The sequence below is a fragment of the Pseudonocardia halophobica genome (assembly GCF_027922425.1).
In the GTDB taxonomy this organism is placed as follows: Bacteria; Actinomycetota; Actinomycetes; order Mycobacteriales; family Pseudonocardiaceae; genus Pseudonocardia; species Pseudonocardia halophobica.
The window spans coordinates 19,110-44,835 of the sequence record NZ_BSFQ01000018.1; the positions used below are offsets into that span (position 1 = coordinate 19,110).

Sequence of the window (25,726 nt, forward strand, 5' to 3'; positions counted from 1 at the left end):
ATGCGCGGCTTCTCCACCCGGGCCATCCACGCCGGCCAGGACCCCGACCCGACCACGGGCGCGGTGATCGTCCCGATCCACGCCAGCTCGACCTTCGCCCAGGACGGCGTCGGCGGGCTGCGCGGCGGGTACGAGTACTCCCGCTCCGCCAACCCCACCCGCACCGCGCTGCAGGAGTGTCTGGCGGCGCTGGAGGGCGGGCGGCACGGCTTCGCGTTCGGCTCGGGCATGGGCGCGTCGGACGTCCTGCTGCGCGTGCTGGTCAAGCCGGGCGACCACCTCGTCATCCCGCACGACGCCTACGGCGGCACGTTCCGGCTGGTCGACAAGGTCCTCACGCAGTGGGGCGTGGAGTACTCGACCGTCGACCTGGCCGACGTCGACGCGCTGCGGGCCGCGCTGCGCCCGACCACCAAGGTCGTGTGGTGCGAGACCCCGACCAACCCGCTGCTCGGGATCGCGGACATCGCCGCCCTGGCCGAGGTCACCCGCGGGGCCGGCGCACGGCTCGTCGTCGACAACACCTTCGCCTCGCCCTACCTGCAGCAGCCGCTGGCCCTCGGCGCGGACGTGGTGCTGCACTCCACGACCAAGTACGTCGGCGGCCACTCGGACGTCGTCGGCGGCGCCCTGGTGCTCGACGACGACGAGCTCGCCGAGCAGCTCAGGTTCACCCAGAACTCCGTGGGCTCGGTCCCCGGTCCGTTCGACGCCTGGCTGACCCTGCGCGGCGCCAAGACCCTCGCGGTGCGCATGGAGCGGCACAGCGACAACGCCGAGCGGATCGCCGACGCCCTGGCCGCGCACCCCGCCGTCGCGCAGGTCCTCTACCCGGGCCTGCCCGGCCACCCGGGGCACGAGGTCGCCGCCAAGCAGATGCGCCGCTTCGGCGGGATGGTGTCCTTCCTGGTCGCGGGCGGCAAGGAGGCCGCGCTCAAGGTCTGCGCCTCCACGCAGCTGTTCACGCTCGCCGAGTCCCTCGGCGGCGTCGAGTCGCTGATCGAGCACCCCGGCCAGATGACCCACGCCTCGGTGGCGGGCTCGGCGCTGGAGGTGCCGGACTCCCTGGTCCGCCTCTCCGTGGGCATCGAGGACGCCGAGGACCTGGTCGAGGACCTGCGCACCGCCCTCGACGCGGCCGCGTCCTGACCCCGGCCTCCCCGTGGCGCTCGTTCGAGCGCCACGGGGCGGCCCGGACCGGGTGAACGCGATGGCGCGGGGCGCCGGTCTTGAACTCCGTGGGCCTCGACGCCCCGAGGAAGGACATCCCATGAGCACCGTGACCGTCTCGCACCTCGGCGGCTCGACCATCGGTTACTCGTTCGCCCAGCCCTACGACCCCGCGCTCCCGACGCTCGTCCTGGTCAACTCGTTCACCACCTCCGCAGAGCTGTACCGCCCCCAGTTCGCCGACCAGGCCCTGACCTCGACGGCCAACCTGCTCGCGATCGAGCTGTACGGGCACGGCCGGACCCGGTCCACGTACTCGCACTTCACCTACTGGGACAGTGCGATCGCGAACCTCCAGGTCCTCGAGCAGCTCGGTATCCGGGAAGCCTTCGTCCTGGGCACCTCGCAGGGCGGGTGGGTCGCGGTCCGCATGGCACTGCTCGCCCCCGACGTCGTGCGGGGCATCGTTCCGCTCGGCACGTCGATGGACTACGAGAGCGCGCGCAGCCGCGACCTGGGCTGCTGGGACGGGATCGCCTTCTGCACGCCCTCCGTCGACGGCCTCGCCGAGTCCGTCGGCGACGACTGGGTCGTCCCGGACGAGTTCGTCGACGGCGTCCTCGAGGCGGGGCTGGGCCCGGACGTGTCCGCCGAGGAGCGGGACTTCTGGATCGCCGAGTACCGCCGCAACTACACCGGCGACGACGGCCGGCACCGGCTGCGGGTCAGCACGGTCAACCTGCGGGACCGGGACGGGCTGCACGGCAGGCTCGACGAGGTCCGCTGCCCGGTCCTCTGGATGCACGGCACCGCCGACGCCGTGTACTCGGTTCCCAACGCCGAGGAGGAGATCCGGATGTTCGTCCGCTCCCGGGACGCGCGGCTGCAGGTCGTCGACGGCGGCCAGCACTTCCTGAGCGCCTCCGACGCCCCCGCCGTGAACGCCGCGACGGCCGAGTTCGTCGAGCGCTGGGCCTGAGCGGCTCGCACGTGCGGCCGTCGGGCCGCGTCCCAGATCTCAGGACCGCGGGGGCACCGGGGCCGCGGGGAGGGCCGGGGCCGCCGGCGCGGCGGGGACCACGAGGTCGTCGGGGGAGAGGCAGCCGCCGACGAGCTCATACCCGCCGGGGACGGCGACGTAGTGACCCGGGTCGGCGCAGCCCGCCTGCTCCACGGTGACGATCGCGAGGGTGCCGAGCACCGCCGCGGCGAGCAGCGGAACAGCCGCGCGAGCGCCCTTCGGCCCGCCCGACAGCCGGTGACTCACCCCGCCCCGCATCGTGCCTCCCCCGCAGCAACCGCCCGTTCGCGAGGCTACCGGGCCCGGTGGCACGATGCGGGGGTGAACGCCGACAACGGGACGGCCGGCCTGCGAACGGTCGACCGTGATCCCTCGACGGCGGCCCCGGTCGGGATCGAGGAGGTCCGGGCGGCTCGCGAGCTGCTCGCCGGCGTCACCCGGACCACGCCCGTCGCCCGGTCCCGCGTGCTCGACGAGGCCGTGGGCGGGCCGGTGTGGTTCAAGTGCGAGAACCTGCAGCGCACGGGGTCGTTCAAGATCCGCGGCGCGTTCACCCGGTTGGCTCGGCTGTCCGACGAGGAGCGGGCCCGCGGGGTGGTCGCGGCCAGCGCCGGCAACCACGCGCAGGGCGTGGCGCTGGCCGCGAAGCTGCTCGGCATCGGCGCGACCGTGTTCATGCCGGCGGGCGCCGCGCTGCCCAAGGTCGAGGCGACCCGGGGCTACGGCGCGCACGTCCGGCTCGGCGGGGCCACGGTCGACGAGGCCCTCGCCGGCGCGCTCGAGCACGCCGAGCGGACCGGGGCGGTGCTCATCCACCCGTTCGACCACCCGGACGTGATCGCCGGGCAGGGCACGGTCGGCCTGGAGATCCTCGAGCAGGTGCCGGACGTCGCCACCGTCCTGGTCGCGACGGGCGGCGGCGGGCTGCTCGGCGGCATCGCCGCGGCCGTGAAGGCGCAGCGGCCCGAGGTGCGGGTGGTCGGCGTGCAGGCTGCGGGCGCGGCGGCCTGGCCCGCGTCGCTCGCCGCCGGCGAACCCGTGCCACTGGGTGGCATGCGGACCATCGCCGACGGCATCGCGGTCGGGCGGCCCGGCGACGTCACCTTCCGGCAGGTCGAGGCCCTCGTCGACGAGTTCACGGTGGTCGGCGAGGACGCGCTCTCCCGCGCCCTGCTGTTCAGCCTGGAGCGGGCGAAGATGCTGGTCGAACCGGCCGGCGCCGCCCCGGTGGCCGCCCTGCTCGACGACCCGGCGCGGTTCACCCCGCCCGTGGTCGCGGTGCTGTCCGGCGGCAACGTGGACCCGCTGGTCCTGCTGCACGTGATCCAGAACGGCATGGCCGCGACCGCGCGGTACCTGTCCCTGGTGGTGCGCATCGGGGACCGCCCCGGCGCCCTGGCCACGCTGCTGACCCGGGTGGGCGAGCTCGGCGCCAACGTGATCGACGTCGAGCACACCCGGATCAGCGCGACCGTCCCGATGGGCGAGGTCGACGTGGCCGTGAGCCTGGAGATGCGCGGCCCGGAGCACTGCCGCGAGCTGGTCACCGCACTGCGGGACGCCGGCCACCGCGTGACGGTGACCGGCGTGCCGGAAGGCGATCCGCGGCTCGGGGCGTGAAGGTCAGCCGGTGAAGGGCTGGATGTCGACGAGCGTGACGCGCATGCTGCCGCCGTCGGGCAGCGCGTACTCGCGGTCCTCGCCCTTCTTCGCGCCCAGCAGCGCGGCGCCGAGCGGCGAGTTCGGCGAGATCACCTGCAGGTCGCCGTGGCTGCCCTCCTCGCGGGAGCCGAGCAGCACCTTCTCGGTGTCGTCGTCGTCCTCGTACTTGATGGTGAGGACGGTGCCGGGGGCCGCCTGCTCGGCGCTGGTCGGCGAGGTGCCGACCTGGGCGGTGCGCAGCAGCTCCTGCAGCTGGCGGATGCGGGCCTCCTGCTGGCCCTGCTCCTCGCGGGCGGCGTGGTAGCCGCCGTTCTCCTTGAGGTCGCCCTCCTCGCGGCGGGCGTTGATCTCGGCGGCGATGACGGGACGGTTCGCGATCAGCTCGTCGAGCTCCGTCTTGAGCCGGTCGAAGGCATCCTGGGTGAGCCAGGTCACCTGAGTCTCCGTCACGGTCATCACTCCTCCAGCGAACCGGGCACCGCACCGCGCGGGCCGGGCGCCCGGCACGTCGCACGGGCACGATCGGGGCCGTCCACCTACAGGCCCCGAGTAAGGAAAAACACGACCCGCCTGCGGGCCGTGTGCGAGCAACCCTAGCACGGGGCCGACCGCTCGGCGCGGTCCTTCGACGAACGGTCGGGAGTCCGACGAAGTTCCCGGGGGCGGCGTTTGCGCTGGTCGGGGGGTTCCGGGAAGAGTTGCGGGGGGTTCGGCGTTGACCTCCCGCGGGAAGAACGTCGGTGGTGCATGCCAGGATCGGCCTCGATCGGCCGAGGCGGCGCCCCGGCCCTGCGACACACCGCCCGCCCCCGCGGGCGCGAGGACACGGAAGGACCCCGGTCACCCATGACGTCCGAACGCGAGCCGTTGCGGCTGATGACCGTCCACGCCCACCCGGACGACGAGTCGAGCAAGGGTGCGGCGACCACGGCCCGGTACGTCGACGAGGGCCACGAGGTCATGGTCGTCACCTGCACCGGAGGCGAGGCGGGCAGCATCCTCAACCCGGCCATGGACCGGCCGGACGTCCTCGAGAACATGCCCGCGATCCGGGAGCAGGAGATGGCCCGGGCGGCGCAGATCCTCGGGGTGCAGCACCGCTGGCTCGGCTTCGTCGACTCGGGCCTGCCCGAGGGCGATCCCAAGCCGCCGCTGCCGGAGGGCTGCTTCGCGCTGGTCCCGTTGGAGGAGTCCACCGAGGCGCTGGTCCGCGTGATCCGCGAGTTCCGTCCGCACGTCCTCGTGACCTACGACGAGAACGGCGGCTACCCGCACCCGGACCACATCCGCACCCACGAGGTGTCGATGGCGGCGTTCGACGCGGCCGCGGACCCGGACCGCTTCCCGGGGGCCGGCGCGCCGTGGCAGGCGCTGAAGCTGTACTACTCGCACGGCTTCTCCAAGAAGCGGATCCTCGCGTTCGACGAGGGGCTGAAGGCCCGCGGCCTCGAGTCCCCGTACGCCGAGTGGATCGCCAACTGGAAGGACCGGCCGGACCCGGGCGAGCGCGTCACCACCCGGGTGGAGTGCGCGGACTGGTTCGACCGCCGGGACGACGCGCTGCGCGCCCACGCCACCCAGATCGACCCGACCAGCCGCTGGTTCTTCACGCCGCTGGACCTGCAGCGCGAGATCTGGCCGTGGGAGGAGTACGAGCTGGTCCGCTCGCTGGTGCCCAGCCCCACCCCGGAGGACGACCTGTTCGCGGGCCTGCGCGAGCCGGCGCTGCGGGCGGGCTGAGCGGCCGCCGGCCGGCGCCTCCGACCGGGGCCGCACGCGCGTCGTGCGGCCCCGCGTAGCCTGGACCTCCGAGGACGTGACCTGCGGAGGAGTGACGGAACGTGCTGGTCGAGCTGGGCGCCGTGCCCATCGGGGCGACGGTCGCGACGGTCCTGGCGCAGAACCCGGAGCCGCCGCCCGACAGGGGTGAGGAGTTCGGCAAGGCCTCGCCGGTCGCGCTCGTCGTCATCCTCTGCCTGGCCGTGGCCACGATCGCGCTGATCGTGTCGATGAGCCGGCGGATCCGGCGGCTGCCGCAGTCCTTCGACGACGAGCCCGACGCCGAGTCCGGCGTGGGGCCGGACGCCGCGTCCGGCGATGACGTCACCGAAGCGAACCGGGACGACAGCGGAGCGACCGCCCGGGAGCGTCCCGAGCAGCGGTGATCCCGCGCTGATCCCGCGGCCGATCCGCGGTGGGGCGCTGCCGGGGTGTCCGGGCGGCGGGTGGCGCCCGCCGGTGACAGGGTGGGCGCATGCCCAACCGGCTCGCGGAGGCGACCAGCCCGTACCTGCTCCAGCACGCGGACAACCCCATCGACTGGTGGGAGTGGTCCGACGAGGCGTTCGCGGAGGCGCAGCGCCGGGACGTCCCGGTGTTGCTCTCCGTCGGGTACGCCGCCTGCCACTGGTGTCACGTCATGGCGCACGAGTCGTTCTCCGACGCCGAGACGGCCGCGCAGGTCAACCGGGACTTCGTGGCGATCAAGGTCGACCGCGAGGAGCGCCCGGACATCGACGCCGTCTACATGGCGGCGACCCAGGCCATGACCGGGCAGGGCGGCTGGCCGATGACCTGCTTCCTCACCCCGGTCGGTGAGCCGTTCCACTGCGGTACCTACTACCCGCCCACGCCGCGCCACGGCATGCCCGGCTTCCGGCAGCTGCTCGACGCCGTCACCCAGGCCTGGACCGAGGACGGCGCTCGGATCCGCGGGGCCGCGGGCGAGATCGCGGCCCGGCTTGCCGACGCCGCCCGGGCCGAGCCCACGCCGGTCGCGGTGGGCCCGGACGTGCTCGACGCCGCGGTGGCCGGCCTCGCAGGGGACTTCGACGCCGAGCGCGGCGGGTTCGGCGGCGCCCCCAAGTTCCCGCCGTCGATGGTGCTCGAGTTCCTGCTGCGCCACCACGAACGGACCGGGTCGGCCGACGCCCTGCGGATGGTCGAGCGGACCTGCGACGCCATGGCCCGCGGCGGCATGTACGACCAGCTCGCCGGCGGGTTCGCCCGGTACAGCGTCGACGCGGCCTGGGTGGTGCCGCACTTCGAGAAGATGCTCTACGACAACGCCCTGCTCCTGCGCGTCTACGCGCACTGGGCTCGCCGTACGGGTTCCCCGCTGGCGACCCGGGTGGCCGCGGAGACGGCCGGGTTCCTGCTCGGCGACCTGCGGACCCCCGAGGGCGGCTTCGCCTCCGCGCTCGACGCCGACACCGACGGCGTCGAGGGCCTGACCTACTCGTGGACGCCGGGGCAGCTCGCCGAGGTGCTCTCCCCGGAGGACACCACCTGGGCCGCCCAGCTCCTCGAGGTGACCGAGGCGGGCACCTTCGAGCACGGCGCCTCGACGCTGCAGCTGCTGCGCGACCCGGACGACCCCGAGCGCTGGGAGCGCGTGCGCACCGTGCTGTCCGCGGCGCGCTCCACCCGCCCGCAGCCCGCGCGGGACGACAAGGTCGTCACCGCGTGGAACGGCCTGGCCGTGCAGGCGCTCGCCGAGGCGGGCGCCGCGCTCGCCCGGCTGGACTGGGTCGTCGCCGCGGAGGAGACGGCCGACCTGCTCCTGCGCCTGCACGTCGTCGACGGGCGGCTCCGCCGCTCCTCGCGCGACGGCGCCGTGGGCTCGGCGATGGGTGTGCTCGACGACCACGCCGCCCTCGTCGAGGGCCTGCTCGCGCTGCACCAGGCGACCGGCGACCCCGGCCGGCTCGCCGCGGCCGTCGAGATCCTGGACCTGGCCGTCGCCCGGTTCCGCGGGGACGGCCCCGGCAGCTGGTTCGACACCGCCGACGACGCCGAGGAGCTCCTGCACCGGCCGCGCGAGATCACCGACAACGCCACGCCCTCGGGCGGGTCCGCCATGACCAACGCGCTGCTCACCGCGTCCGTCCTGGTCGACGAGGAGCGCTCCGGCCGGTACCGCGAGCTGGCCGAGGAGTCCGTGCACGCCGTCGGCGGGCTGTTCGGCCGGCACGCCCGCTTCGCCGGGCACTGGCTCACCGCCGCCGAGGCGCTGACGTCCGGCCCGCCACAGGTCGCGCTGGTCGGCCCCGTCGGCGACCCGGACCGGGAGGAGCTGCTGGCCCGGGCCCGCGCGCTGGTGCCCGGGGGCGGCGTGGTCGTGCCGGGGGACCCGGACGCGCCGGGGGTGCCGTTGCTGGCCTCCCGCCCGCTCGTCGCGGACCGGCCCGCCGCGTACGTCTGCCGCGGGTTCGTGTGCGACCGGCCGGTGACCACGCCGGAGGAGCTCGCCGCCCTGCTCTGACTCCCGCTTCCGCCGTCTTCCGTCCGCCGTCGGAGAACGTTCTGACGCGGCTTGTGTAGCTGTGTAATCTCGTAAGCATCGCAGCAGGAGGTGCGGGATGACGGGACGGATGCACAAGGGCTGGCACGGCGGCGGGCGCGGGCAGGGGCGCGGGCCCCGAGGCGGGTGGCAGCAGGCGGACCTGCCGGACACGGGCGACGCGGCCGCGTGGTTGCGCGGCCGGCTCCCCGACGACTGGTTCGTCGCCGCGCCCGAGGTGACGATCGACCGGGAGGAGATCGTGATCGTCGGCGAGCTGCCGGCGGTGCAGGGCGACTTCCCGGACACGGACGCCGGGCGGGCCGAGAAGGCGGCCGCGGCGGCCGGGCGCATCTCGCGGTTCCGCGAGGAGACGCGGGACGAGCGGATCGACATCGCCCGTCAGGCCGAGCACCGCTACCAGCGGAAGGTCGCGTGGGGCGCGCGGATCGGCGACGTCGAGGAGCTGTTCACCACCGCGTCGGTCCCGGTGATGACGCGGCTGCGCCAGCCCGAGCGGATGGTGCTGGACACGCTGGTCGACTCCGGCGTGGCGCGCTCCCGGTCCGACGCCCTGGCCTGGGCCGTGCGCCTGGTGGGCCGCAACGCCGACACTTGGCTCGCCGACCTGCGCGAGGCCATGGCCAAGGTCGACGAGCTGCGCACCCGCGGCCCCGAATGACCTGTGAGTGGCGATAGTCGCTCTAGCGACTATCGCCACTCACGACGGGAAGAGGGCGAACCAGATCGCGATCTGGTGGCAGATCGCGGCCAGCACCGTGGCCGCGTGGAAGAACTCGTGGTAGCCGAAGGTCTTCGGCCACGGGTTGGGCCAGTGCACGGCGTAGAACACCGCGCCGGCGGTGTAGAGCGCGCCGCCGACCAGCAGCAGGACCAGGGCGGCCACGCCGGCGTTGTGCAGCAGGTCGGGCAGCACGAACACCGCGACCCAGCCGAGTGCGATGTAGATGGGCACCGCGAGCCACTTGGGCGCGTGCGGCCAGCACGTCTTGAGGACCACGCCGGCCAGCGCGCCGCCCCACACCACGCCCAGCACGATCCGGCCGGTCGCCGGGGCCATCGCCAGCATCGCGACCGGTGTGTACGTGCCCGCGATGAAGACGAAGATCATCGAGTGGTCGAGCCGGCGCATGATCAAGCGGCTGCGCGGCGTGGTCCAGGTGCGGCGGTGGTAGAGCGCGCTGACGCCGAACAGGCCGAGGATCGTCACGCTGTAGACCGAGGTCGCCAGCGCGGCGGCCCCGCCCACGAGCGACGCGGCGACGGCGATCAGCGTGGCGCACGCCGCGACCGAGGTGACGAACGACCAGAAGTGCAGCCAGCCGCGCATCCGCGGCTTGACGAAGGGGAGGTCCGACGGCGGCTGGAGGGTCCCGGCGGTCACCCGCCCGAGGGTACGGGATCTCCACGCGCGTGCAGGTTGCCGACCGGTGGCGCGTCGGTGAAGCGCCCCCGGGCGACGGCCTTCGGGCGCAGGTGGTCCCGGGCCGCGGCGTAGGCTCCGCCCCGTGGGTGTCCGTGACCTCCTCTATTCGACCTACGAGGCGAGGCTCGCCCGGCGGCTGGTCGGTGCGGAGCGCCCCCGGCACGTCGCGCTGATCCTCGACGGCAACCGGCGATGGGCGCGCGACGCCGGGCTCGAGGACGTCAACGACGGCCACCGGGTCGGCGCGGCCAAGATCTCCGACCTGCTCGGCTGGTGCGGCGACGCCGGCGTCGAGGTCGTCACGCTGTTCCTGCTGTCCACGGACAACCTCTCCCGCCCGGCCGACGAGCTCGAGCCGCTGCTGGAGATCATCGCGGACGTCGTCGACGAGCTCAGCGGCCCCAGCGCGCCGTGGCGTCTCCGGGTCGTCGGCGCGCTGGAGCTGCTCCCACAGTGGATCGCGCAGCGGCTGACGGCGGCCGCCGCCCGCACCACCGACCGTCCGGGCCTGGAGCTCAACGTGGCAGTCGGCTACGGGGGCCGGCAGGAGATCGCCGACGCCGTGCGCAAGCTGCTGCTGCAGCACGCCGAGGCCGGCTCGTCGATCGAGGAGCTGGCCGAGGTGCTCGACGTCGACCACATCGCCGCGCACCTCTACACGTCCGGTCAGCCCGATCCCGACCTCGTGATCCGCACGTCGGGGGAGCAGCGGCTCTCCGGTTTCCTGCTGTGGCAGAGCGCGCATTCGGAATTTCATTTCTGCGAGGCCTACTGGCCCGAGTTCCGTCGCGTCGACTTCCTCCGGGCGTTGCGTGACTACGCGGCCCGGCACCGCCGGTTCGGCGGCTGACGAGCGGCTCGACCGGGGCCGGAAAGACAGACCGGGAAAAGGCCTGAGAACGCGGAACGGCGCCGATCCCGAAGGATCGACGCCGCTCGGCGAAGGTGGGTCTCAGTCGTCGACCGAGTCGCCCGCGGCCGACTCGAGCCCGCAGACGCGGTCGTTGTCGGTCTTCACCTTGCTGTCGGCGGAGGCCTTGCCCAGGATGCCCAGGGCGCCGGTCGCGGTGCCGGTGATGTCCTTGAGGTTGGCCTGGCCGGCGATGAGGCCGACGTTCACCGGGACGTCGTTGTTGCAGGCCTGGACCGGCACGTTGGCGTTGTTGCCGGAGACGTTGATCAGGCCCTTGCCCGACTTGTCGATGCCGGTCTCGTGCGACTCGTGGGCGAACGCGAGCGGGCTGATGGCGACGACGGACGCGGCCGAGGCGGCGGCGACCAGGGCGACCTTCTTCAGCATTGTTCTCTCCTGTGTGTGTACGGGCCCGGGGAAGGCCCGGACTGACGAGTCGGTGTCCGACCGGGGAGCCCGCACCGACTGCGGAAGACGCTATCCGAGAAGGCCGGGAATTGTGAAACCCATACCACGATCGTGTCTGATCGCGTTTCTTCCGGCGGTTATTCCCTCGATCGGATGATCTTCTCCGGACGCCGTTGTCCGGAATGGCGGAAGCCCGGCCCGTGAACGGGCCGGGCTTCCGGATGAAGCGCTGGGAAAGCGTCAGCGCACCGAGTCGCCGGCGGCGGCCTCGAGCCCGCACACGCGGTCGTTGTCGGTCTTCACCTTGCTGTCGGCGTCGGCCTTGCCGAACAGGCCGAGGGCGCCGGTCGCGGTGCCGACGATGTCCTTGGCGTTGCCCTGGACACCGGCCAGGAGGCCGACGTTCACCGGGACGTCGTTGTTGCAGGCCTGGACCGGCACGTTGGCGTTGTTGCCGGAGACGTTGATCAGGCCCTTGCCCGACTTGTCGATGCCGGTCTCGTGCGAGTCGCTGGCGAACGCGAGCGGGCTGACGGCGACGACGGACGCGGCCGAGGCGGCGGCGACCAGGGCGACCTTCTTCAGCATTCTTCTTCTCCTGTATGGGTTCGGGCCCGGGGAGGGCCCGGACTGACGAGTCGATGCTCGACCGGGGAGCCCGCACCGACTACCGAGGACGCTATCCGAGAGATTCACGAATTGCGAAACGCCTACCACCATCGTGTCGGAAGGTGTTTCCGCAGAAAGTTACTTCGCTCGATCGGATGAGTTGTGGAACACCTGCGCGGATGTCCGGAAAAGCGCGACGCCGGCCCGGGGAACCCGGACCGGCGTCGGCGGTGCTGCAGTGACGGGACGTCAGGCGACCGAGTCGCCCGCGGAGGAGCCGAGGCCGCACACGTCGTCGTTGTCGGTCTTGACCTTGCTGTCGGCCTTCGCGTCGCCGAACAGGCCCAGGGCGCCGGTCAGCGCACCGGTGATGTCCTTGGCGTTGCCCTGCAGGGCCAGCGCGCCGACGTTGACCGGCACGTCGTTGTTGCAGACCTGGATCGGGACGTTCACGTTGTTGCCCGACACGTTCAGCAGGCCCTTGCCCGACTTGTCGATGCCGGTGACCGACGAGCCGTGGTGGCCCTTGTCGCCCTTGTCGTGGTGGTCGTGGCCCTTGTCACCGGCGAAGGCGAGCGGGCTGACCGCGACGAGAGAGGCGGCGACGCCGGTCGCGACGATTCCAGCCTTCTTCAGCACAGTTTCTCTCCTGTAGGTCTGCGGAACCGGCGAGCCGGCACCTTTCAGGTCAGCGTCCGACCGGGGAGCCCGCGCTGACTGCTCCGAAAGCTATCCGCAGTCGCGCGTATACAACAAATCTCGTACCACCATCGTGTGAGCTACGAACGGTGCGTTTGGTTACTCCCCGGATAGGTGGAATCCGGCGCCGCCCCGAATCGTCATTCCGGCTATTTTCGCGAACCGTGGGTAGCTGATCCACTCGTTCGGGACGGTTGCCTTCCCGATCGTGTACGGGGCGCCGGACGGGCGCCCGACGGGTAGCGTCCGGGTGATGCGGAGAGTGCCGTGAGAGCGGACGCGGTCGCGCGCCAGGTCGCGCTGCTGGCGCTGCGGCTGGACCGCCTGGCACCGGGCACCGTGGAGGCCTTCGACGGCGACCCTGCGCTGCGCCGGCACGTCCGCGCCGAGCCCGCTCCCGCGCCGTCGGATCTCGTGCGCGAGGCCGCGCGGCTGCGGCGGGCGGTCCCGTACGTCGGCCTCCCGGCGCTGCGGGAGGCGTTCCTCGAGGGCGAGCTGGGCGCCCTCGAGCGCACCGCGCGGACCCTCGCGGGCGAGCAGGTGCCGCTGCGCACCGAGATCCGGGAGACCTACGGCGTCGACGTCGCCCCCGGCGACCCGGACCGGTACCGGGCGGCGCACCGGGCCGTCGGCGCGCTGCTGCCCGGGCCGGGACCGCTCGCCGACCGGCTGGCCGCGCACCGCGCGCGGGACGAGCTCCCGCGCGACCGGCGGAGCGTGGCGATCCGGGCACTCGTCGCGGCGTTGCGCGAGCGGGCCGCCGCTGTCCTCGACCTGCCGGCGGGTGAGGACGTCGAGATCGAGCTCGTCGAGGGCCGGCCCTGGAGCGGCTTCACCCGGTACCTCGGCGGCGGCCGCTCGCTCGCCCGGTTCAGCGCCGACGCGCCACAGCGGGCGGGGCAGCTCGCCCGGCTCGTCGCGCACGAGACCTACCCGGGACACCACGTCGAGCACCTGCGGCGGGCCGCCGCGGCCCGGTCCGAACCCGAGCGGGCGCTGAGCCTCACCCGCAGCCCGCGCGCGCTTGTCGTCGAGGGGGTGGCGGACCTCGGGCTCGACGCCGTCGTCGGGCCGGGGTGGGGGCCGTGGGCGGCCGACGTGCTCGCCGACGTGGGGGTGGTCACGGACGGTGAGCTGGCCGAGGCGCTGGAGGAGGCGATGCTCCCGCTGCAGCACGTCCGGCTCGACGCGGCGCTCCTGGTCGACCGGGTGGGGACGACGGCGGCCCGTGACCACCTGCGCCGGTGGCTCCTGCTCGACGACGCCCGCGCGGACCGTGCGCTCCGGTTCCTCACCGACCCGCGTTGGCGGGCGTACACGGTCACCTACGTGGTCGGATACCCACTGGTGCGTGCCTGGTGGGCGGAGGACATCGCGCGGTTCCGCCGGGCGCTCGACCGGCCCGTCACGCCGGGGGTACTGGCCTCACCGGGCGCTCGGGACTGGTCCGGACGGTCGGCGGCCGACCGGGGCGTGCCGGCGACGGACGGTGTCGATCATGCGATGAGCGGTCGGCCGTTCTGTTAATTCTCGGAATCGGTCACGGACGCGACACGATCTCACCCTTGACCGCATGAGGGTGACCGCTAGTAGCGTCAGCGGTGGCGGTGCGTACCGATCGCACCGTCCGGGGAGGCCCTGGACGTGGTGTTGCGAAGCACCCGAGAGGGCCGGCACCCGGCCCTTGCGGGCGTGCGGGCGGCGTCGCAGACGTGGTTCGTGCAACCGCACCGGGGTCGGCCGGCCCACCGGAACTGTGGGCGTGGTGCCGCGCCCGCGAGGGAGCACCCGTGACCGAACGTCGTACGGCCCCGGTTCAGGAGAGCGGCTCCGACGTCCCCGCGGACGTCACGCCCCGCTGCTACGTGCTCGACACCTCGGTTCTCCTCTCCGACCCGTGGTCGCTGACCCGGTTCGACGAGCACCAGGTCGTCCTCCCGCTCGTGGTCATCTCCGAACTCGAGGGCAAGCGGCACCACCCGGAACTCGGGTGGTTCGCGCGGGCGGCCTTGCGGCAGCTCGACGACATGCGGATCAAGCACGGCCGGCTCGACGCGCCCGTCCCGATCGGGGACGCCGGCGGCACGCTCCACGTCGAGCTGAACCACAGCGACCAGTCGGTGCTGCCGAGCGGCTTCCGCACGGACAGCAACGACAGCCGGATCCTCGCCTGCGCGCTCAACCTGCAGGCGGAGTACGGGGCCGGGCGGCGGGTCGTGCTGGTCACCAAGGACATGCCGCTGCGGGTCAAGGCCGCCGCCGTCGGACTCCCCGCCGACGAGTACCACGGTCAGGACGTCGTCCCCTCGGGCTGGACCGGGATGGCGGACGTCGAGGTCGCCGCGGAGGAGATCGACACCCTGTTCCGGAACGGCGTGCTGGACCACGCCGAGGCGGGCGAGCTGCCCTGCCACACCGGCATCCGGCTGTTCGGCGGCACGTCGTCGGCGTTGGGCCGGGTCACGGCCGACAAGCAGATCAAGCTCGTCCGCGGCGACCGCGAGGCCTTCGGGCTGCACGGGCGCTCCGCGGAGCAGCGGGTCGCGCTCGACCTCCTGCTCGACCCGGAGGTCGGCATCGTCTCCCTCGGCGGCCGGGCGGGCACGGGCAAGTCGGCGCTCGCGCTGCTCGCCGGCCTCGAGGCGGTCATGGAGCGCCAGCAGCACCGGAAGATCGTGGTGTTCCGGCCGCTCTACGCCGTCGGCGGGCAGGAGCTCGGGTACCTGCCCGGCAGCGAGGCGGAGAAGATGGGCCCCTGGGCCCAGGCGGTCTTCGACACCCTCGGCGCGCTGGTCAGCCAGAACGTGCTCGACGAGGTGATCGCCCGCGGGATGCTGGAGGTCCTCCCGCTGACCCACATCCGCGGCCGGTCGCTGCACGACACGTTCGTGATCGTCGACGAGGCGCAGTCGCTGGAGCGCAACGTGCTCCTGACCGTGCTCTCCCGGCTCGGCACCGCCTCGCGCGTGGTCCTCACCCACGACGTCGCCCAGCGCGACAACCTCCGGGTGGGCCGCCACGACGGCATCGCCGCGGTGATCGAGAAGCTGAAGGGCCACCCCCTCTTCGCCCACGTCACCCTCACCCGCTCCGAGCGCAGCCCCATCGCCGCCCTCGTGACGGAGATGCTGGAGGGCCCCGGCAACTGACCCCGTGAGTGGCGATAGTCGCCATAGCGGCTATCGCCACTCACGAGCATTTCGGGCAGGTCGTCGAGGTGCCCTGCCAACCCAGTCGGCGGAGCACCCCCACGACCTCACGGGCGGCACCGCACGGATCGGCCGAGAGATCACGCCACCCGTAGACCAGCCGCGACCGCCCGGCGAGCTCGGCCGCGTTGTCCCGCCTCCGGTCGCGGAAGGCGACACCGTCGACCAGGTGGGTCCGCCCGTCCAGACGCACGGTCAGCGGCGCTCCGACGTCGTCGTAGACGACGTCCTCGTACAGCTCGGTGCCATCGACCGAGAACGGGCTCTGGCGACGGCCCGGCGCCAGGCCGTGCGCCTTCTCGACGTCGGTCGCGTACAGCTCCTCCAGCGCCGACTGCACACCCTCCCGGACGAGCGCGATCGCTTCGCGCAGGGCCTTGCGGTGCCGTCGCGGCAGCCGGTCGGCCATCCGTCGTTCGACGGCGGCGGCGGTGACCCGCCCGGTCGTCAACATCGCCACCAGGGCTCGCCGCGCCGAGTCCGGGTCCTCCTCGGCAACGGCGACATCGATCGCGGTGTCCGCCCGGCTCGTCCGCGGCGGGTCCGTGGTCACGAGGATGTGCCGGTGCGCGCGGGAGCGGTGCACCTCGACGAGCGGTGGTTGCGAGACCGCCGAGCTCGTGTACGGGACGGTGATGTGCACCGGTCCTTCGCCGGGTCGGACGAGACCCCAGAGTTCGGCCGCCGTGCGGTGGCTGAGCACCGCCGCGGGTCCGCCGTAGAGGAGGGCCGCCGTTGTCCTCGCCTCCGCGGACAGCGAACCCGTGAAGAGCGCGTAGACCCGCGGCAGCACCCGCTGCCAGCGGCCGGCCTCGAGATGGGCGACCACGGCGCTCCAGCTCACCCCGAACCCGCGGAGCTGATCGAGCCCGGCCATTCCGTTCTGCGCATCGAGCAGCCGCAGCCACTCGACGAGCCTCGACGGTTCTACGACCTGGTCCACGGCCCTGCGCGACAACGTCATGGGTCGACCATGGGCGACGTCCGCGCCGGTCCACAGGTCCTTCTGGATCCTGTGGACAGTCACCAGCCTCTGTGGACAAGTTCTCGTGAGTGGCGATAGTCGCTATAGCGACTATCGCCACTCACAGGCCGTGGGGGGTGCCTTCCGTGAAGCCTGCGGTGGTCTGGATGCCCACCACCGCGCGCTCGTGGAGCTCGGCGAGGGAGCGGGCGCCGGCGTAGGTACAGGCGGAGCGGACGCCGGAGCAGATGCCGTCGAGCACGTCCTCGACGCCGGGGCGGCCGGGGTCGAGGAGCTGCTTCGAGCTGGAGATGCCCTCCTCGAAGAGGCTCTTGCGCGCCCGGTCGAAGTCGCCGTCGCCGCGGGTCCGCGCGCTCACCGCCCGCTTCGACGCCATGCCGAAGGACTCCTTGTACGCGCGGCCGGACTCGTCGCGCAGCAGGTCGCCGGGAGACTCGTAGGTGCCGGCGAGCCAGGAGCCGATCATCACCGAGGCGGCGCCGGCGGCGAGGGCCAGGGCGACGTCCCGCGGGAAGCGCACACCGCCGTCGGCCCAGATCGCCACGCCGTGGTCGCGGCCGGCGGCGGCGCACTCCAGCACCGAGGAGAACTGCGGGCGCCCGACGCCGGTCATCATCCGCGTGGTGCACATGGCACCCGGGCCGACCCCGACCTTGATCACGTCGGCGCCGGCCTCGGCGAGGTCGCGCACGCCCTCGGCCGTGACGACGTTGCCCGCCGCGATCGGGACCGACAGCCCGGAGTCACGGACCACGGCCCGGACCGCCTTCAGCGCCTCGATCATCTTGTCCTGGTGCCCGTGCGCGGTGTCGACGACGAGGACGTCCACCCCGGCCTCGAGCAGCGCCTTGGCCTTGGTCGGGACGTCGCCGTTGATGCCGATCGCCGCCGCCGTGCGCAGCCGGCCGTGGCTGTCGAGGGTGGGCGTGTAGATGCCGGCCCGGATCGCGCCGAGCGCGGTGAGCAGGCCGGCGAGGCGGCCGTCGTCGTCGAGGCCGAGGGCGACGCCGCGCCCGCCGAGCGTCTCGAAGATCTCGCGGGGCGCGGTGCCGAGCGGGAGCATGACCGGTGACCCGTCGAGGACGTCGGCGAGCCGGGTGAAGCGGTCGACGCCCGAGCAGGCGGCCTCGTCGACCGTGCCGACCGGCCGTCCGCCGTCGTCGACCACGACGACGGTGCCGTGCGCGCGCTTCGGGAGCAGGTTGAGCGCGTCGGCCACCGCGTCGCCGGTGCGCAGCACGAGCGGTGTGTCCCACACGGGATGCCGCGACTTGATCCAGCTGACGATCTCGGCGACCGCCTCGGGAGCGACGTCCTGCGGCAGGACGGTCAGCGCCCCGCGCCGGGCCAGCGTCTCGGCCATCCGGCGGCCGGCGACCGCGGTCATGTTGGCTGCGACGACCGGCACCGTGGCGCCCGTGCCGTCCGCGGTGGTCAGGTCGACGTCGAAGCGGGACGCGACGGAGGACCGCCCGGGGACGAGGAAGACGTCGTCGTAGGTGAGGTCCGAGGTGGGCCGGTGCCCGTCGATGAAGCGCACGGAGAGCCAAGGGTAGCGGCGAGATCGGCCGCGCGCCGCCGGAGCGGGTGAGATATACGCGGCAGATGGCAGCCCGATCCCGCGGGTCGGCGCTTCCGGGACACCGAACTCCACCTGTCGGGTGCTCCCGGGATGTGCAACTCGGTCGCCTCGGAGTGCCGACTCGCGGGTGACGGGAGGGCGCCGGCCCCGGGCGTCAGCCCGGGGTGGGGATGATGTTGTTGTTGAGCTGGAAGAAGTTGTCCGGGTCGAGAGCGGCCTTGATGCGGCCGAGGCGCTGCAGGTTGCGGCCGAAGGCGGTGTCGGTGCCGGCCTGGAGTGGCTCGTCCTGCCGACCGGTGAAGTTCAGGAACACCCGGCCGTTGCCGTACTTCGTCAGCTCCTCGAAGGTCGACCGGCTCCAGGCGATCGCCGCCTCGTCCTGGTCCGGATCCGTCCAGTTGGTGTCGATCGACACCATGTAGGGCGAGGTCCGCTCGGCGAACGCGGTCGCCTCCGGGTCCACGGCGCGCACCGCGTCGCCCACGCGGAAGATGTTCAGCATCGTGAAGGGGGCCGGCCGATCCTGTGCGCGCCGCGCGAGGGCGTCGATCGCGTCGTCGGTCAGCTCGTCGAGGTACTGGGACTTCCAGTAGGACCGGTGCACGCCACGGGGGAAGAGCGCGTCGAACGCGGACTGGACGGCCGTGTACGGCATCGGTTGCGACAGGTCGAGCAGAGGGGTGCCCACCTCGCGCAGCGGCTGCAGCACCCGCATCCCCATGTCCGGGTCGGGTCCGCAGTGCACCCCGGCAACGACCACGACCGGCCGGTCGTGGACGACCTCGGGCATGCCGGGCGCCGCCGGGAACGTGAACCCGTAGACCGCGGTGGTGACCTCGGACGGCGCCACCTCGGCGTACTCCCGCCACTTGCGCTCGACGGCGGCAACCTCCTCCAGCGGATACATCACGCCGGCGAACCCGACGATCGGGCCGACCGGGTGCAGCCGGAAGGTGAAGGAGGTGACAACGCCGAAGTTGCCGCCGCCGCCCCGGAGCGCCCAGAAGAGGTCCGGGTTCTCGGCCTCGGAGGCGGTGCGGACGCTGCCGTCGGCGCACACGACCTGCGCCTCGACGAGGTTGTCGCAGGCCAGCCCGTACCTCGACTCGAGGTTCCCGACGCCGCCGCCCAGCGTCAGCCCGGCGACCCCGGTCTCCGACACGCGCCCCAGCGGGGTCGCCAGGCCGAACGCCTGGGTCTCCCGGTCGACGTCGCCGAGAACGGCCCCGCCCTGTACCCGAGCCAGCCTGCGCTCCGGGTCGACGAGCACGCCGCGCATCCCCGACAGGTCGATCAGCAGGCCGTCGGGGTTGCTCGACAGACCCGCGACGGAGTGGCCGCCGCCGCGGACCCCGAGCAGCAGCCCGCGAGAGCGGGCGAAGCGCACCGCCTCGACGACGTCCGCGGTCCCGGTGCACCGCGCCGTCAGCCCCGCCGGGCCGCCGAACATCGCGTTCCACTCCTGACGTGGCTCAGGCTCAGCGGCGTCACCGGAGACGAGGCGGCCGCGCAGCGCGGCATCGAACTCGTCGAGGACGTCGTCGGACAGTTGCTCGCGGGCACCGTCGGCCCGCGTCAGCGTGACGGTCATGGCGCACCTCTCGACCCGGCCGCCGCGTGGGCGGTCGTGTGACGTGCCGATCGCGGACACGATCGGGCGTGAGCAGGCACGGCCGTGGGCCGGTGAGGCTACCGACGCCGGTGCGCGCACGAAGCGGTCGATCGGCCCGGTTGCGGAAGGGCGTGCTCCTCTGGGGGGTCGTGTTCGGGCGGGTTACAGCAGAGCGCGGATCGCGTCGATCGTGTCGGCCTCGGCGGGGGTCTTGTCGGGGCGGTAGCGGAGGACCCGGGCGAAGCGGAGGGCGACGCCGCCGGGGTAGCGGACGCTGCGCTGGGCGCCGTCGAGGGCGATCTCGACGACGAGCTCGGGGCGCATCTCGACCACGTGCCCGTCGTCGTGCACCGCGTGGCCGGGGAACTCCTTCGTCTGCCAGGCGAGCAGCTCGTCCGTCATGCCCTTGAAGGTCTTGCCGACCATGATCGGCGGGCCGCCGTCCGGGTCCCGCGCGCCGAGGTGGATGTTGGAGAGCGTGCCGGTGCGGCGGCCGTAGCCCCACTCGGCGCCGAGCACCACGAGGTCGAGCGTGTGCACCGGCTTGACCTTCTGCCAGCTCTTCCCGCGCCGCCCGGCCGCGTACGGGGCGTCGAGCGCCTTGACGACGACGCCCTCGTGCCCGGCCGACAGCGCCCCGTCGAGCACGTCCGCGGCCTGGTCCGGGGTGGGCCGGCGGACGCCCGGCATACGCAGCGGGGCCTGCGCCGGCTCGGCGAGGAGGCCGGCGAGCGCGTCGAGCCGGGTGGCCAGGGGCTCGTCGAGGAGGTCGCGGCCGTCGAGATGGAGCAGGTCGAAGAAGAACGGGCTGAGGAGCACCTCCTCGGAGCCCTCGGACCCGAAGCGCGACATCGTGTCCTGGAACTTGCGGGGACGGCCGTCGTCGTCGAGCGCCAGGGTCTCGCCGTCGAGCACCGCGGCGGTGCACGGCAGCGCCCGCACCCGCGCGACCAGCTCCGGCACGCCCTCGGTGACCTCGCGCAGCGTGCGCGTCCACACCCGGACCTCCTCGCCCGAGCGGTGCACCTGGATGCGCGCGCCGTCGAGCTTGTACTCGACGGTGACCTCCTCGCCCAGCGACTCGAGCGCCGCGTCGAGCGACGACCCGGGGCCGGCGAGCATGGGCCGCACCGGCCGCCCGACCTCCAGCCGCACCCCCTCGAGCCCGGCGGCGCCCTCGGACAGGGCCAGCGCGGCGGTCTCCGGGAGCCGGCCGGAGAGCATGAACGCGCGCCGCACCACGGCCGCGGGAACCTCGGCGGCCGCGGCGATCGCGTCGAGCATCACGCCCTCCAGCGCCCCCTGCCGCAGCTCCCCAGTGAGCAGCCGGACGAGGAAGGCCTGTTCCTCCTCGGTCGCCGCGCCGAACAGCGACGAAAGCAGCTCGCGACGGCGCCTCGCCGACCCTGCCCCGGAGGTGCCGGCCAGCTCGGTGAGGAGCGAGTCGACCTGTGCGACGGCGAGCGTCGGTTCGGCGGCGGGGGCACCGGCCAGGCCCGAGAGGGTGCGCCAGCCGGTGCCGATCCGCCCCTGGCGCGGCTCGCCCGCGAGCCAGGCCGTGGCCGGCGCGACCTCCTCCGGCCCGGCCAGGTTCAGCAGCGCGGCCAGCGCCGCCGACTTCTCCTTGCGGGAGCGGGTGGCGCCGACCGCGGCCGAGGTCCCGACGACGTGGTGGAGCAGCACGGTCCGCATTGAAGCAGTGCCCACCGACAGTCGCGCGGCGATCGTCAGCCCATCGTCTTCTGGCCGTCGATCGTCTCGCGCAGGATGTCCGCGTGCCCGGCGTGCTGGGCCGTCTCGGCGATGATGTGGGTGAGGACGCGGCGCGCCGACCAGGCCTCCTCGGTGAACCAGGGCGCCTCGGGCAGCGGGTGGGAGAGGTCGAGCGAGGGCAGCGCGGCGACCACGGCCTCGGTCCGCTCCGCGATCCGCTCGTACTCGGCGAGGAGGCCCTCCAGGGTCTCGCCGGGGAGCATCCGGAAGCTGTTCGTGTGCTCGGCGAACGACGCCTCGGTGAACTCCATGGCGGAGGTCCCCTCCAGCACGAAGGTGATCCAGTTCCGCTCGCCGTACGCGACGTGCTTGATCAGCCCGCCGAGGCACAGCTCGCTCGCGGTCGGCGTCAGTGCCGCCTGCTCGTTCGTGAGCCCCTGGACGGTGTGCCGGAACAGGAACCGGTGCTGGGCGAGCGTCCCCAGCAGGTCCGCCTTCTCGCCGGTCAGGGTGGGGATCTCGGTGGTGGTCATGGCGTCCGCCTCTCGTCGGTTCCTGCTGACGGGTACGACGCTACGGACCCCTCCGGTCAGATCCTGTCCTCAATTCGGAGCCCGCCCGAGATTTCCCGGGCGGGCCCGAATCGCCTGGTCAGACGACCGAGCGCCCGGTCATCGCCTGCACGTGCATCTCGTCGTACGGCGCCTCGGCCCCCGGCCGCGGCCTGCTGAGGACGGTGCCGAGCCAGCACCCGAGGAAGCCGATCGGCACCGACACGAGAGTCGGGTAGGAGAGCGGGTAGAGCGCCGCGGTCCCCATCACGCCCGGCCCGACGAGCACCAGGACGACCGAGCTGACCAGTCCGGCCACCACGCCGACGATCACGCCGGTGGTGTTCAGCCGCCGCCAGAACAGCAGCAGCACGAGCACCGGGACGTTGGCGCTGGCCGCGACCACCACCGCCATCAGCGCGAGCAGGGCGATGTTGGTGTTCTGTGCGCCGAGCGCCAGCACGATCGACACCGCGGCGATGGCGACGGCGGCGATGCGGCCCGCCTTGACCTGCTCGGCGTCGGACGCCTTGCCCTTGCGGATCAGCGAGCTGTAGATGTCGTGCGCCACCGCGCCCGAGCCCGCGATGACCAGGCCGGCGACGACCGCGAGGATCGTCGCGAACGCCACGGCGGAGATCAGCGCGAACAGCACCGGGCCGCCGAGCATCTCGGCCAGCTGCGGGGCGGCGAGGTTCCCGGCCTTGTTCGCCGCGGCCACCTGCGCCTGCCCGACGATCGCCGCCGCGCCGTAGCCGATGAACGGCATCGCGAGGAACGCGAGCCCGAGGATCCACAGGGCGACGCTCATCGACTTCCGGGCCACCTTCGCGTCGGGCACGGTGAAGAACCGGATCAGGATGTGCGGCAGGGCCGCGGTGCCGAGCACCTGGGCGATCGCCACGGACAGCAGGTCCAGCCCGGGGACGAACCCGGTCGCGCGGGAGAACAGGTCGGTCGGCGACGCCTCGGAGACCGCCTGGAACAGCGCCATCGGGTTCCAGCCGAACCGCGCGAGGACCAGCACCACCAGCACCGCCAGCGCGGCGAGCAGCATGACGGCCTTGACGATCTGGATCCAGGTCGTGGCGAGCATGCCGCCGATGGTGATGTAGACGGCCATCAGCACGCCGACGACGATCACCGCCACCCAGTACGGCACGTCGATCAGCAGGCTGATCAGCACGCCGGCGCCGACCAGCTGCGCGATCATGTAGAAGACCGTGACCACCAGGGTGTTCACCGCCATCACCGCCCGCACACCCTTCGACCGGAAGCGGCTCGAGAGGACGTCGGCGATCGTGTAGCGGCCCAGGTTGCGCAGCGGCTCGGCCACGAGCAGCAGGACCAGGAGGAAGGCGACGAGCCCGCCAGCGACCAGGTAGAAGCCGTAGACACCCTGCAGCGCGAGGATGCCGGCGACGCCGAGGAAGGTCGAGGCGGAGAGCAGGTCGCCGCAGATCGCGAGGCCGTTCTGCCAGCCGGTGATCTGCCCGCCCGCGACGTAGTGCGAGCCCGCGTCGCGGTTGCGGCGGCCGGCCCACGCCGTGATGGCCAGTGTCAGCAGGATGACCGCGACGAAGATCGCGATCGTGATCGGGTCGGCACTCATCGCTACAGCCCCTTCTCGGCCGTCGGGGCGGTGGCCCGGGTCTCGACGCCGGACTCCGCGATCGCCCGGTCCGCCAGCTCGTCCCACTGCGCGGCCCGCCGGGTGTAGAGCCCGCACAGCAGCCAGACCAGCGGGAAGATCAGCGCGGTGAGCACGAACGTCCAGCTCAGCTGCCCCACCGCCTTGCCGTTGAGCACGGGGGTGAAGCCGGACAGCACGATGACGAGCAGGTAGGCGCCGAAGCCGAGCGCGGCCGCGGGGACGGCGAAGCGGTTCCGGCTGCGCACGAGCTGGGCGAACGCCGGCGTCGCGGTGACGGCGGCGGCGCGGGACAGCGCGGAGCCCGGGGTGTCGGGAGCCGGGGGTGCCGGCTCGGAGGGGTCGGTCATGGGTGCCTCTCCTGGTTCGTCGCTGGGGTCGTGCGGGGGTCGTGCCGAACGTCGAGCGGTGCCGCTGCACCACACCGGCGACCGGTGGGGAGGGCACGGTGCGGACCCGCCCGGGTCGGGCAGGTGATCGCGATGGACGTGTCGTGACGGCGGCGCGGATCGCCGCCGCTCCACGCTCGCGAGGCGGGAACTCCCGACTCGCGGTGCCGGAGCTCCCGACTCGCGGTGCGGGAGCTCCCGACTCGCGGTGCGGGAGCTCCCGACTCGCGGTGCGGGAGCTCCCGACTCGCGGTGCCGGAGCTCCCGACTCGCGGTGCCGGAAGTCCCGACTCGCGGGTGGCGTCAGTTTCCGAAGCGCTCCCGGAGCACGTGCTTCTGGATCTTGCCGACCGCGGTGCGGGGGAACTCGTCGACGAAGTGGACCTGCTTGGGCGTGTTGTAGCCCGCCAGGTGCGCCTTCACGAACGCGGTGAGCTCCGCGGCCAGCGCCTCCGAGGGCTCACCCGTCGGCACCACGACCGCGACGACCTGCTCCTCGTACACCGGGTCCGGCAGGCCGATCACCGCCGCGTCGGCGACGCCCGGGTGCTTGGCCAGGCAGTCCTCGACCTCCTTCGACCACACGTTCTGGCCGCCCGAGCGGATCATGTCCTTCTTGCGGTCGACGATGGTGAGGAACCCGTCGGCGTCGGCGACGGCGATGTCGCCGGTGTGCAGCCGGTCGCCGGCGAGCGCCGTCTTCGACGCCTCCTCGTTGCGCCAGTACCCGCTCATCCGCGGGCCCCGGACGCAGATCTCGCCGGGCTCGCCGGGCGGGACCTCGTTGCCGTCGTCGTCGAGGAGGGCGACGTCGACGCCGGGCATGGCGCGCCCGATCGAGCCCCACCGGTCGAAGACGTCCTCCGGCGGGCACCAGGTGACGAACGGGCCGCCCTCCGTGAGGCCGTAGGTGTGCGCGAACTGCACCTTGCCCTCGCGGGCGCCGAACGCGTCGGCCGTGCGGTCCATGATCCCGCTGGGGTCGTAGGCGCCGTAGTAGAGCAGCCGGACCGACGAGGTGTCGGTGTCCGGGAAGCGCGGGTGGGTGATCAGCGCGTGCAGCATCGTCGGCACGCCGAGGATCACCGAGACCCGGTGCCGCGGGAGCAGGTCCAGCACCACGTCGGGATCGAACTCCCGCAGCAGGATCACCGTCGCGCCCATGAGCAGGAACGGCTTCATGTGGTCCCAGTTGCCCACGTGGAAGGGCGGGAAGTAGTTCATGAAGACGTCGCGGTCGTTCGCCCGCAGCGTCGATGCCATCGCCAGTCCGTCGTCGACGGTCCGGCGGTGGGAGAGCATGGCGCCCTTGGGTTTCCCGGTGGTCCCCGAGGTGTAGAGGATCATGTGCGGGTCGCGCTCGTCGACCGTCACGGGCGGCACGTCGACGGCGGCGGCGCTGAACGCCTCCCAGTCGGCGCGGTCGCCCTCCGGGCCCGGGATCCGCAGCACCGGCAGCTCCGGGTGCGCGGCGCGGGCCTCCTGCGACACCTCGTCGTACTGCGCCTCGACGAACCAGAGCGCGGGCTCGGAGTCGCCGATCGTGTACGCGTGCTCGGCACCGCGGTGCCAGAAGTTGAGCGGAACGAGGATCGCGCCGAGCGCGGCCGTCGCGAAGTAGAGCTGGACGTACTCCAGGCTGTTCTTCGCCAGCACCGCGACCCGGTCGCCGTAGCCGATCCCGCGGGCCGTGAGCGCCCCGGCGGTCTCCTCGACGAGCTCCTGGAGCGCGGCGTAGGTGATCTCGCGCCCGTCGACGACGAGGGCCACCGAGCCGCCGCGGGCCCGGGCGTTGTTCCGGATGATGTCCGAGACCAGCACGG

The 25,726-nt window shown here is 73.1% G+C and carries 24 protein-coding genes; 10 read left to right on the top strand and 14 right to left on the bottom strand.

Going from position 1 to position 25,726, the window contains the following annotated elements; genetic code table 11:
* Both PKE99_RS20595 and PKE99_RS20600 read left to right on the top strand, forming a co-directional pair.
* Nucleotides 1–1,149 carry a cystathionine gamma-synthase gene (locus PKE99_RS20595; RefSeq protein ID WP_037043027.1) on the top strand — a complete coding sequence of 383 codons (1,149 nt, stop codon included), beginning with the start codon at nt 1–3 and terminating at the stop codon, nt 1,147–1,149.
* 121 nt (nt 1,150–1,270) lie between these two features.
* Nucleotides 1,271–2,149, top strand: a complete 879-nt coding sequence (locus PKE99_RS20600) for an alpha/beta fold hydrolase (protein ID WP_037043025.1) — start codon at nt 1,271–1,273, stop codon at nt 2,147–2,149.
* A 39-nt stretch (nt 2,150–2,188) separates the two neighbouring features.
* Here PKE99_RS20600 and PKE99_RS20605 read toward each other — a convergent pair whose 3' ends face one another.
* Nucleotides 2,189–2,449 (bottom strand): hypothetical protein, encoded by a 261-nt coding sequence (locus PKE99_RS20605; protein ID WP_051737088.1) that lies wholly within the window; start codon nt 2,447–2,449, stop codon nt 2,189–2,191.
* A gap of 135 nt (nt 2,450–2,584) precedes the next feature.
* On the opposite strand from PKE99_RS20605, the gene ilvA reads away from it, so the two are divergent.
* Nucleotides 2,585–3,811: a threonine ammonia-lyase gene (ilvA, locus tag PKE99_RS20610; protein WP_231498128.1), complete on the top strand. Its 1,227-nt coding sequence runs from the start codon at nt 2,585–2,587 to the stop codon at nt 3,809–3,811.
* Between the two features lie 3 nt (nt 3,812–3,814).
* Here ilvA and greA read toward each other — a convergent pair whose 3' ends face one another.
* Nucleotides 3,815–4,303, bottom strand: a complete 489-nt coding sequence (gene greA, locus PKE99_RS20615) for a transcription elongation factor GreA (protein ID WP_197040535.1) — start codon at nt 4,301–4,303, stop codon at nt 3,815–3,817.
* A 396-nt stretch (nt 4,304–4,699) separates the two neighbouring features.
* Between greA and mca the strand changes: the two genes are divergently transcribed.
* From mca to abmR, 4 genes are all read left to right on the top strand, one after another.
* Entirely contained in the window at nt 4,700–5,593 is an 894-nt protein-coding gene (gene mca, locus PKE99_RS20620) for a mycothiol conjugate amidase Mca (RefSeq protein ID WP_037043021.1), read from the top strand.
* 101 nt (nt 5,594–5,694) lie between these two features.
* Nucleotides 5,695–6,018: a hypothetical protein gene (locus PKE99_RS20625; protein WP_197040534.1), complete on the top strand. Its 324-nt coding sequence runs from the start codon at nt 5,695–5,697 to the stop codon at nt 6,016–6,018.
* Nucleotides 6,019–6,107: 89 nt separating this feature from the next.
* The gene (locus PKE99_RS20630) at nt 6,108–8,117 is read left to right on the top strand and encodes a thioredoxin domain-containing protein (protein ID WP_037043019.1); all 2,010 of its coding nucleotides are present in this window, start codon (nt 6,108–6,110) and stop codon (nt 8,115–8,117) included.
* 97 nt (nt 8,118–8,214) lie between these two features.
* Nucleotides 8,215–8,817, top strand: coding sequence for an ATP-binding transcription factor AbmR (gene abmR, locus PKE99_RS20635; RefSeq protein WP_425566425.1), 603 nt, complete (start codon nt 8,215–8,217; stop codon nt 8,815–8,817).
* 39 nt (nt 8,818–8,856) lie between these two features.
* On the opposite strand, the gene trhA is transcribed toward abmR, so the two are convergent.
* A complete protein-coding gene (trhA, locus tag PKE99_RS20640; protein ID WP_081923950.1) occupies nt 8,857–9,486 on the bottom strand; it encodes a PAQR family membrane homeostasis protein TrhA in 630 nt (209 codons plus the stop codon).
* A gap of 178 nt (nt 9,487–9,664) precedes the next feature.
* On the opposite strand from trhA, the gene PKE99_RS20645 reads away from it, so the two are divergent.
* Nucleotides 9,665–10,432: an isoprenyl transferase gene (locus PKE99_RS20645; protein ID WP_037043014.1), complete on the top strand. Its 768-nt coding sequence runs from the start codon at nt 9,665–9,667 to the stop codon at nt 10,430–10,432.
* Between the two features lie 102 nt (nt 10,433–10,534).
* On the opposite strand, the gene PKE99_RS20650 is transcribed toward PKE99_RS20645, so the two are convergent.
* The 3 genes from PKE99_RS20650 to PKE99_RS20660 form a co-directional block, all read right to left on the bottom strand.
* Nucleotides 10,535–10,882, bottom strand: coding sequence for a hypothetical protein (locus tag PKE99_RS20650; RefSeq protein WP_271214901.1), 348 nt, complete (start codon nt 10,880–10,882; stop codon nt 10,535–10,537).
* A gap of 261 nt (nt 10,883–11,143) precedes the next feature.
* A complete protein-coding gene (locus tag PKE99_RS20655) occupies nt 11,144–11,491 on the bottom strand; it encodes a hypothetical protein (protein WP_271214902.1) in 348 nt (115 codons plus the stop codon).
* Nucleotides 11,492–11,761: 270 nt separating this feature from the next.
* On the bottom strand, nt 11,762–12,151 hold the full coding sequence (locus PKE99_RS20660; protein WP_037043008.1) for a hypothetical protein: 390 nt from the start codon (nt 12,149–12,151) through the stop codon (nt 11,762–11,764).
* 327 nt (nt 12,152–12,478) lie between these two features.
* On the opposite strand from PKE99_RS20660, the gene PKE99_RS20665 reads away from it, so the two are divergent.
* Together PKE99_RS20665 and phoH2 are read left to right on the top strand one after the other, a co-directional pair.
* Complete coding sequence (locus PKE99_RS20665; protein WP_051737087.1) at nt 12,479–13,738, top strand: hypothetical protein; 1,260 nt, start codon at nt 12,479–12,481, stop codon at nt 13,736–13,738.
* A gap of 338 nt (nt 13,739–14,076) precedes the next feature.
* Nucleotides 14,077–15,360 carry an RNA 5'-3' helicase PhoH2 gene (phoH2, locus tag PKE99_RS20670; protein ID WP_037043240.1) on the top strand — a complete coding sequence of 428 codons (1,284 nt, stop codon included), beginning with the start codon at nt 14,077–14,079 and terminating at the stop codon, nt 15,358–15,360.
* Nucleotides 15,361–15,400: 40 nt separating this feature from the next.
* Here the strand turns inward: phoH2 and PKE99_RS20675 are convergent, their stop codons facing one another.
* The 8 genes from PKE99_RS20675 to PKE99_RS20710 form a co-directional block, all read right to left on the bottom strand.
* Nucleotides 15,401–16,384, bottom strand: coding sequence for a hypothetical protein (locus PKE99_RS20675; RefSeq protein ID WP_037043006.1), 984 nt, complete (start codon nt 16,382–16,384; stop codon nt 15,401–15,403).
* A gap of 121 nt (nt 16,385–16,505) precedes the next feature.
* On the bottom strand, nt 16,506–17,945 hold the full coding sequence (locus PKE99_RS20680) for a GuaB1 family IMP dehydrogenase-related protein (RefSeq protein WP_037043004.1): 1,440 nt from the start codon (nt 17,943–17,945) through the stop codon (nt 16,506–16,508).
* A 196-nt stretch (nt 17,946–18,141) separates the two neighbouring features.
* A complete protein-coding gene (locus PKE99_RS20685; RefSeq protein WP_037043003.1) occupies nt 18,142–19,578 on the bottom strand; it encodes an FAD-binding oxidoreductase in 1,437 nt (478 codons plus the stop codon).
* A 183-nt stretch (nt 19,579–19,761) separates the two neighbouring features.
* On the bottom strand, nt 19,762–21,291 hold the full coding sequence (locus tag PKE99_RS20690; protein WP_197040533.1) for an ATP-dependent DNA ligase: 1,530 nt from the start codon (nt 21,289–21,291) through the stop codon (nt 19,762–19,764).
* A 35-nt stretch (nt 21,292–21,326) separates the two neighbouring features.
* On the bottom strand, nt 21,327–21,845 hold the full coding sequence (locus tag PKE99_RS20695; RefSeq protein WP_037043001.1) for a DinB family protein: 519 nt from the start codon (nt 21,843–21,845) through the stop codon (nt 21,327–21,329).
* Nucleotides 21,846–21,963: 118 nt separating this feature from the next.
* Nucleotides 21,964–23,475 carry a solute symporter family protein gene (locus PKE99_RS20700; protein ID WP_037042999.1) on the bottom strand — a complete coding sequence of 504 codons (1,512 nt, stop codon included), beginning with the start codon at nt 23,473–23,475 and terminating at the stop codon, nt 21,964–21,966.
* A gap of 2 nt (nt 23,476–23,477) precedes the next feature.
* Nucleotides 23,478–23,864, bottom strand: coding sequence for a DUF485 domain-containing protein (locus tag PKE99_RS20705; protein WP_051737085.1), 387 nt, complete (start codon nt 23,862–23,864; stop codon nt 23,478–23,480).
* Nucleotides 23,865–24,206: 342 nt separating this feature from the next.
* Entirely contained in the window at nt 24,207–25,724 is a 1,518-nt protein-coding gene (locus PKE99_RS20710; RefSeq protein WP_051737084.1) for a class I adenylate-forming enzyme family protein, read from the bottom strand.
* Nucleotides 25,725–25,726 lie beyond the last annotated feature (2 nt).

Excerpts from the sequence above, each read along its gene's own strand:
- PKE99_RS20595 (WP_037043027.1), top strand. The coding sequence starts at position 1 with ATGCGCGGCTTCTCCACCCGGGCCATCCACGCCGGCCAGGACCCCGAC.
- PKE99_RS20600 (WP_037043025.1), top strand. The coding sequence starts at position 1,271 with ATGAGCACCGTGACCGTCTCGCACCTCGGCGGCTCGACCATCGGTTAC.
- PKE99_RS20605 (WP_051737088.1), bottom strand. The coding sequence starts at position 2,449 with ATGCGGGGCGGGGTGAGTCACCGGCTGTCGGGCGGGCCGAAGGGCGCT.
- mca (WP_037043021.1), top strand. The coding sequence starts at position 4,700 with ATGACGTCCGAACGCGAGCCGTTGCGGCTGATGACCGTCCACGCCCAC.
- PKE99_RS20630 (WP_037043019.1), top strand. The coding sequence starts at position 6,108 with ATGCCCAACCGGCTCGCGGAGGCGACCAGCCCGTACCTGCTCCAGCAC.
- abmR (WP_425566425.1), top strand. The coding sequence starts at position 8,215 with ATGACGGGACGGATGCACAAGGGCTGGCACGGCGGCGGGCGCGGGCAG.
- trhA (WP_081923950.1), bottom strand. The coding sequence starts at position 9,486 with ATGCGCGGCTGGCTGCACTTCTGGTCGTTCGTCACCTCGGTCGCGGCG.
- PKE99_RS20650 (WP_271214901.1), bottom strand. The coding sequence starts at position 10,882 with ATGCTGAAGAAGGTCGCCCTGGTCGCCGCCGCCTCGGCCGCGTCCGTC.
- PKE99_RS20655 (WP_271214902.1), bottom strand. The coding sequence starts at position 11,491 with ATGCTGAAGAAGGTCGCCCTGGTCGCCGCCGCCTCGGCCGCGTCCGTC.
- PKE99_RS20675 (WP_037043006.1), bottom strand. The coding sequence starts at position 16,384 with ATGACGTTGTCGCGCAGGGCCGTGGACCAGGTCGTAGAACCGTCGAGG.
- PKE99_RS20685 (WP_037043003.1), bottom strand. The coding sequence starts at position 19,578 with ATGACCGTCACGCTGACGCGGGCCGACGGTGCCCGCGAGCAACTGTCC.
- PKE99_RS20690 (WP_197040533.1), bottom strand. The coding sequence starts at position 21,291 with ATGCGGACCGTGCTGCTCCACCACGTCGTCGGGACCTCGGCCGCGGTC.
- PKE99_RS20695 (WP_037043001.1), bottom strand. The coding sequence starts at position 21,845 with ATGACCACCACCGAGATCCCCACCCTGACCGGCGAGAAGGCGGACCTG.
- PKE99_RS20700 (WP_037042999.1), bottom strand. The coding sequence starts at position 23,475 with ATGAGTGCCGACCCGATCACGATCGCGATCTTCGTCGCGGTCATCCTG.
- PKE99_RS20705 (WP_051737085.1), bottom strand. The coding sequence starts at position 23,864 with ATGACCGACCCCTCCGAGCCGGCACCCCCGGCTCCCGACACCCCGGGC.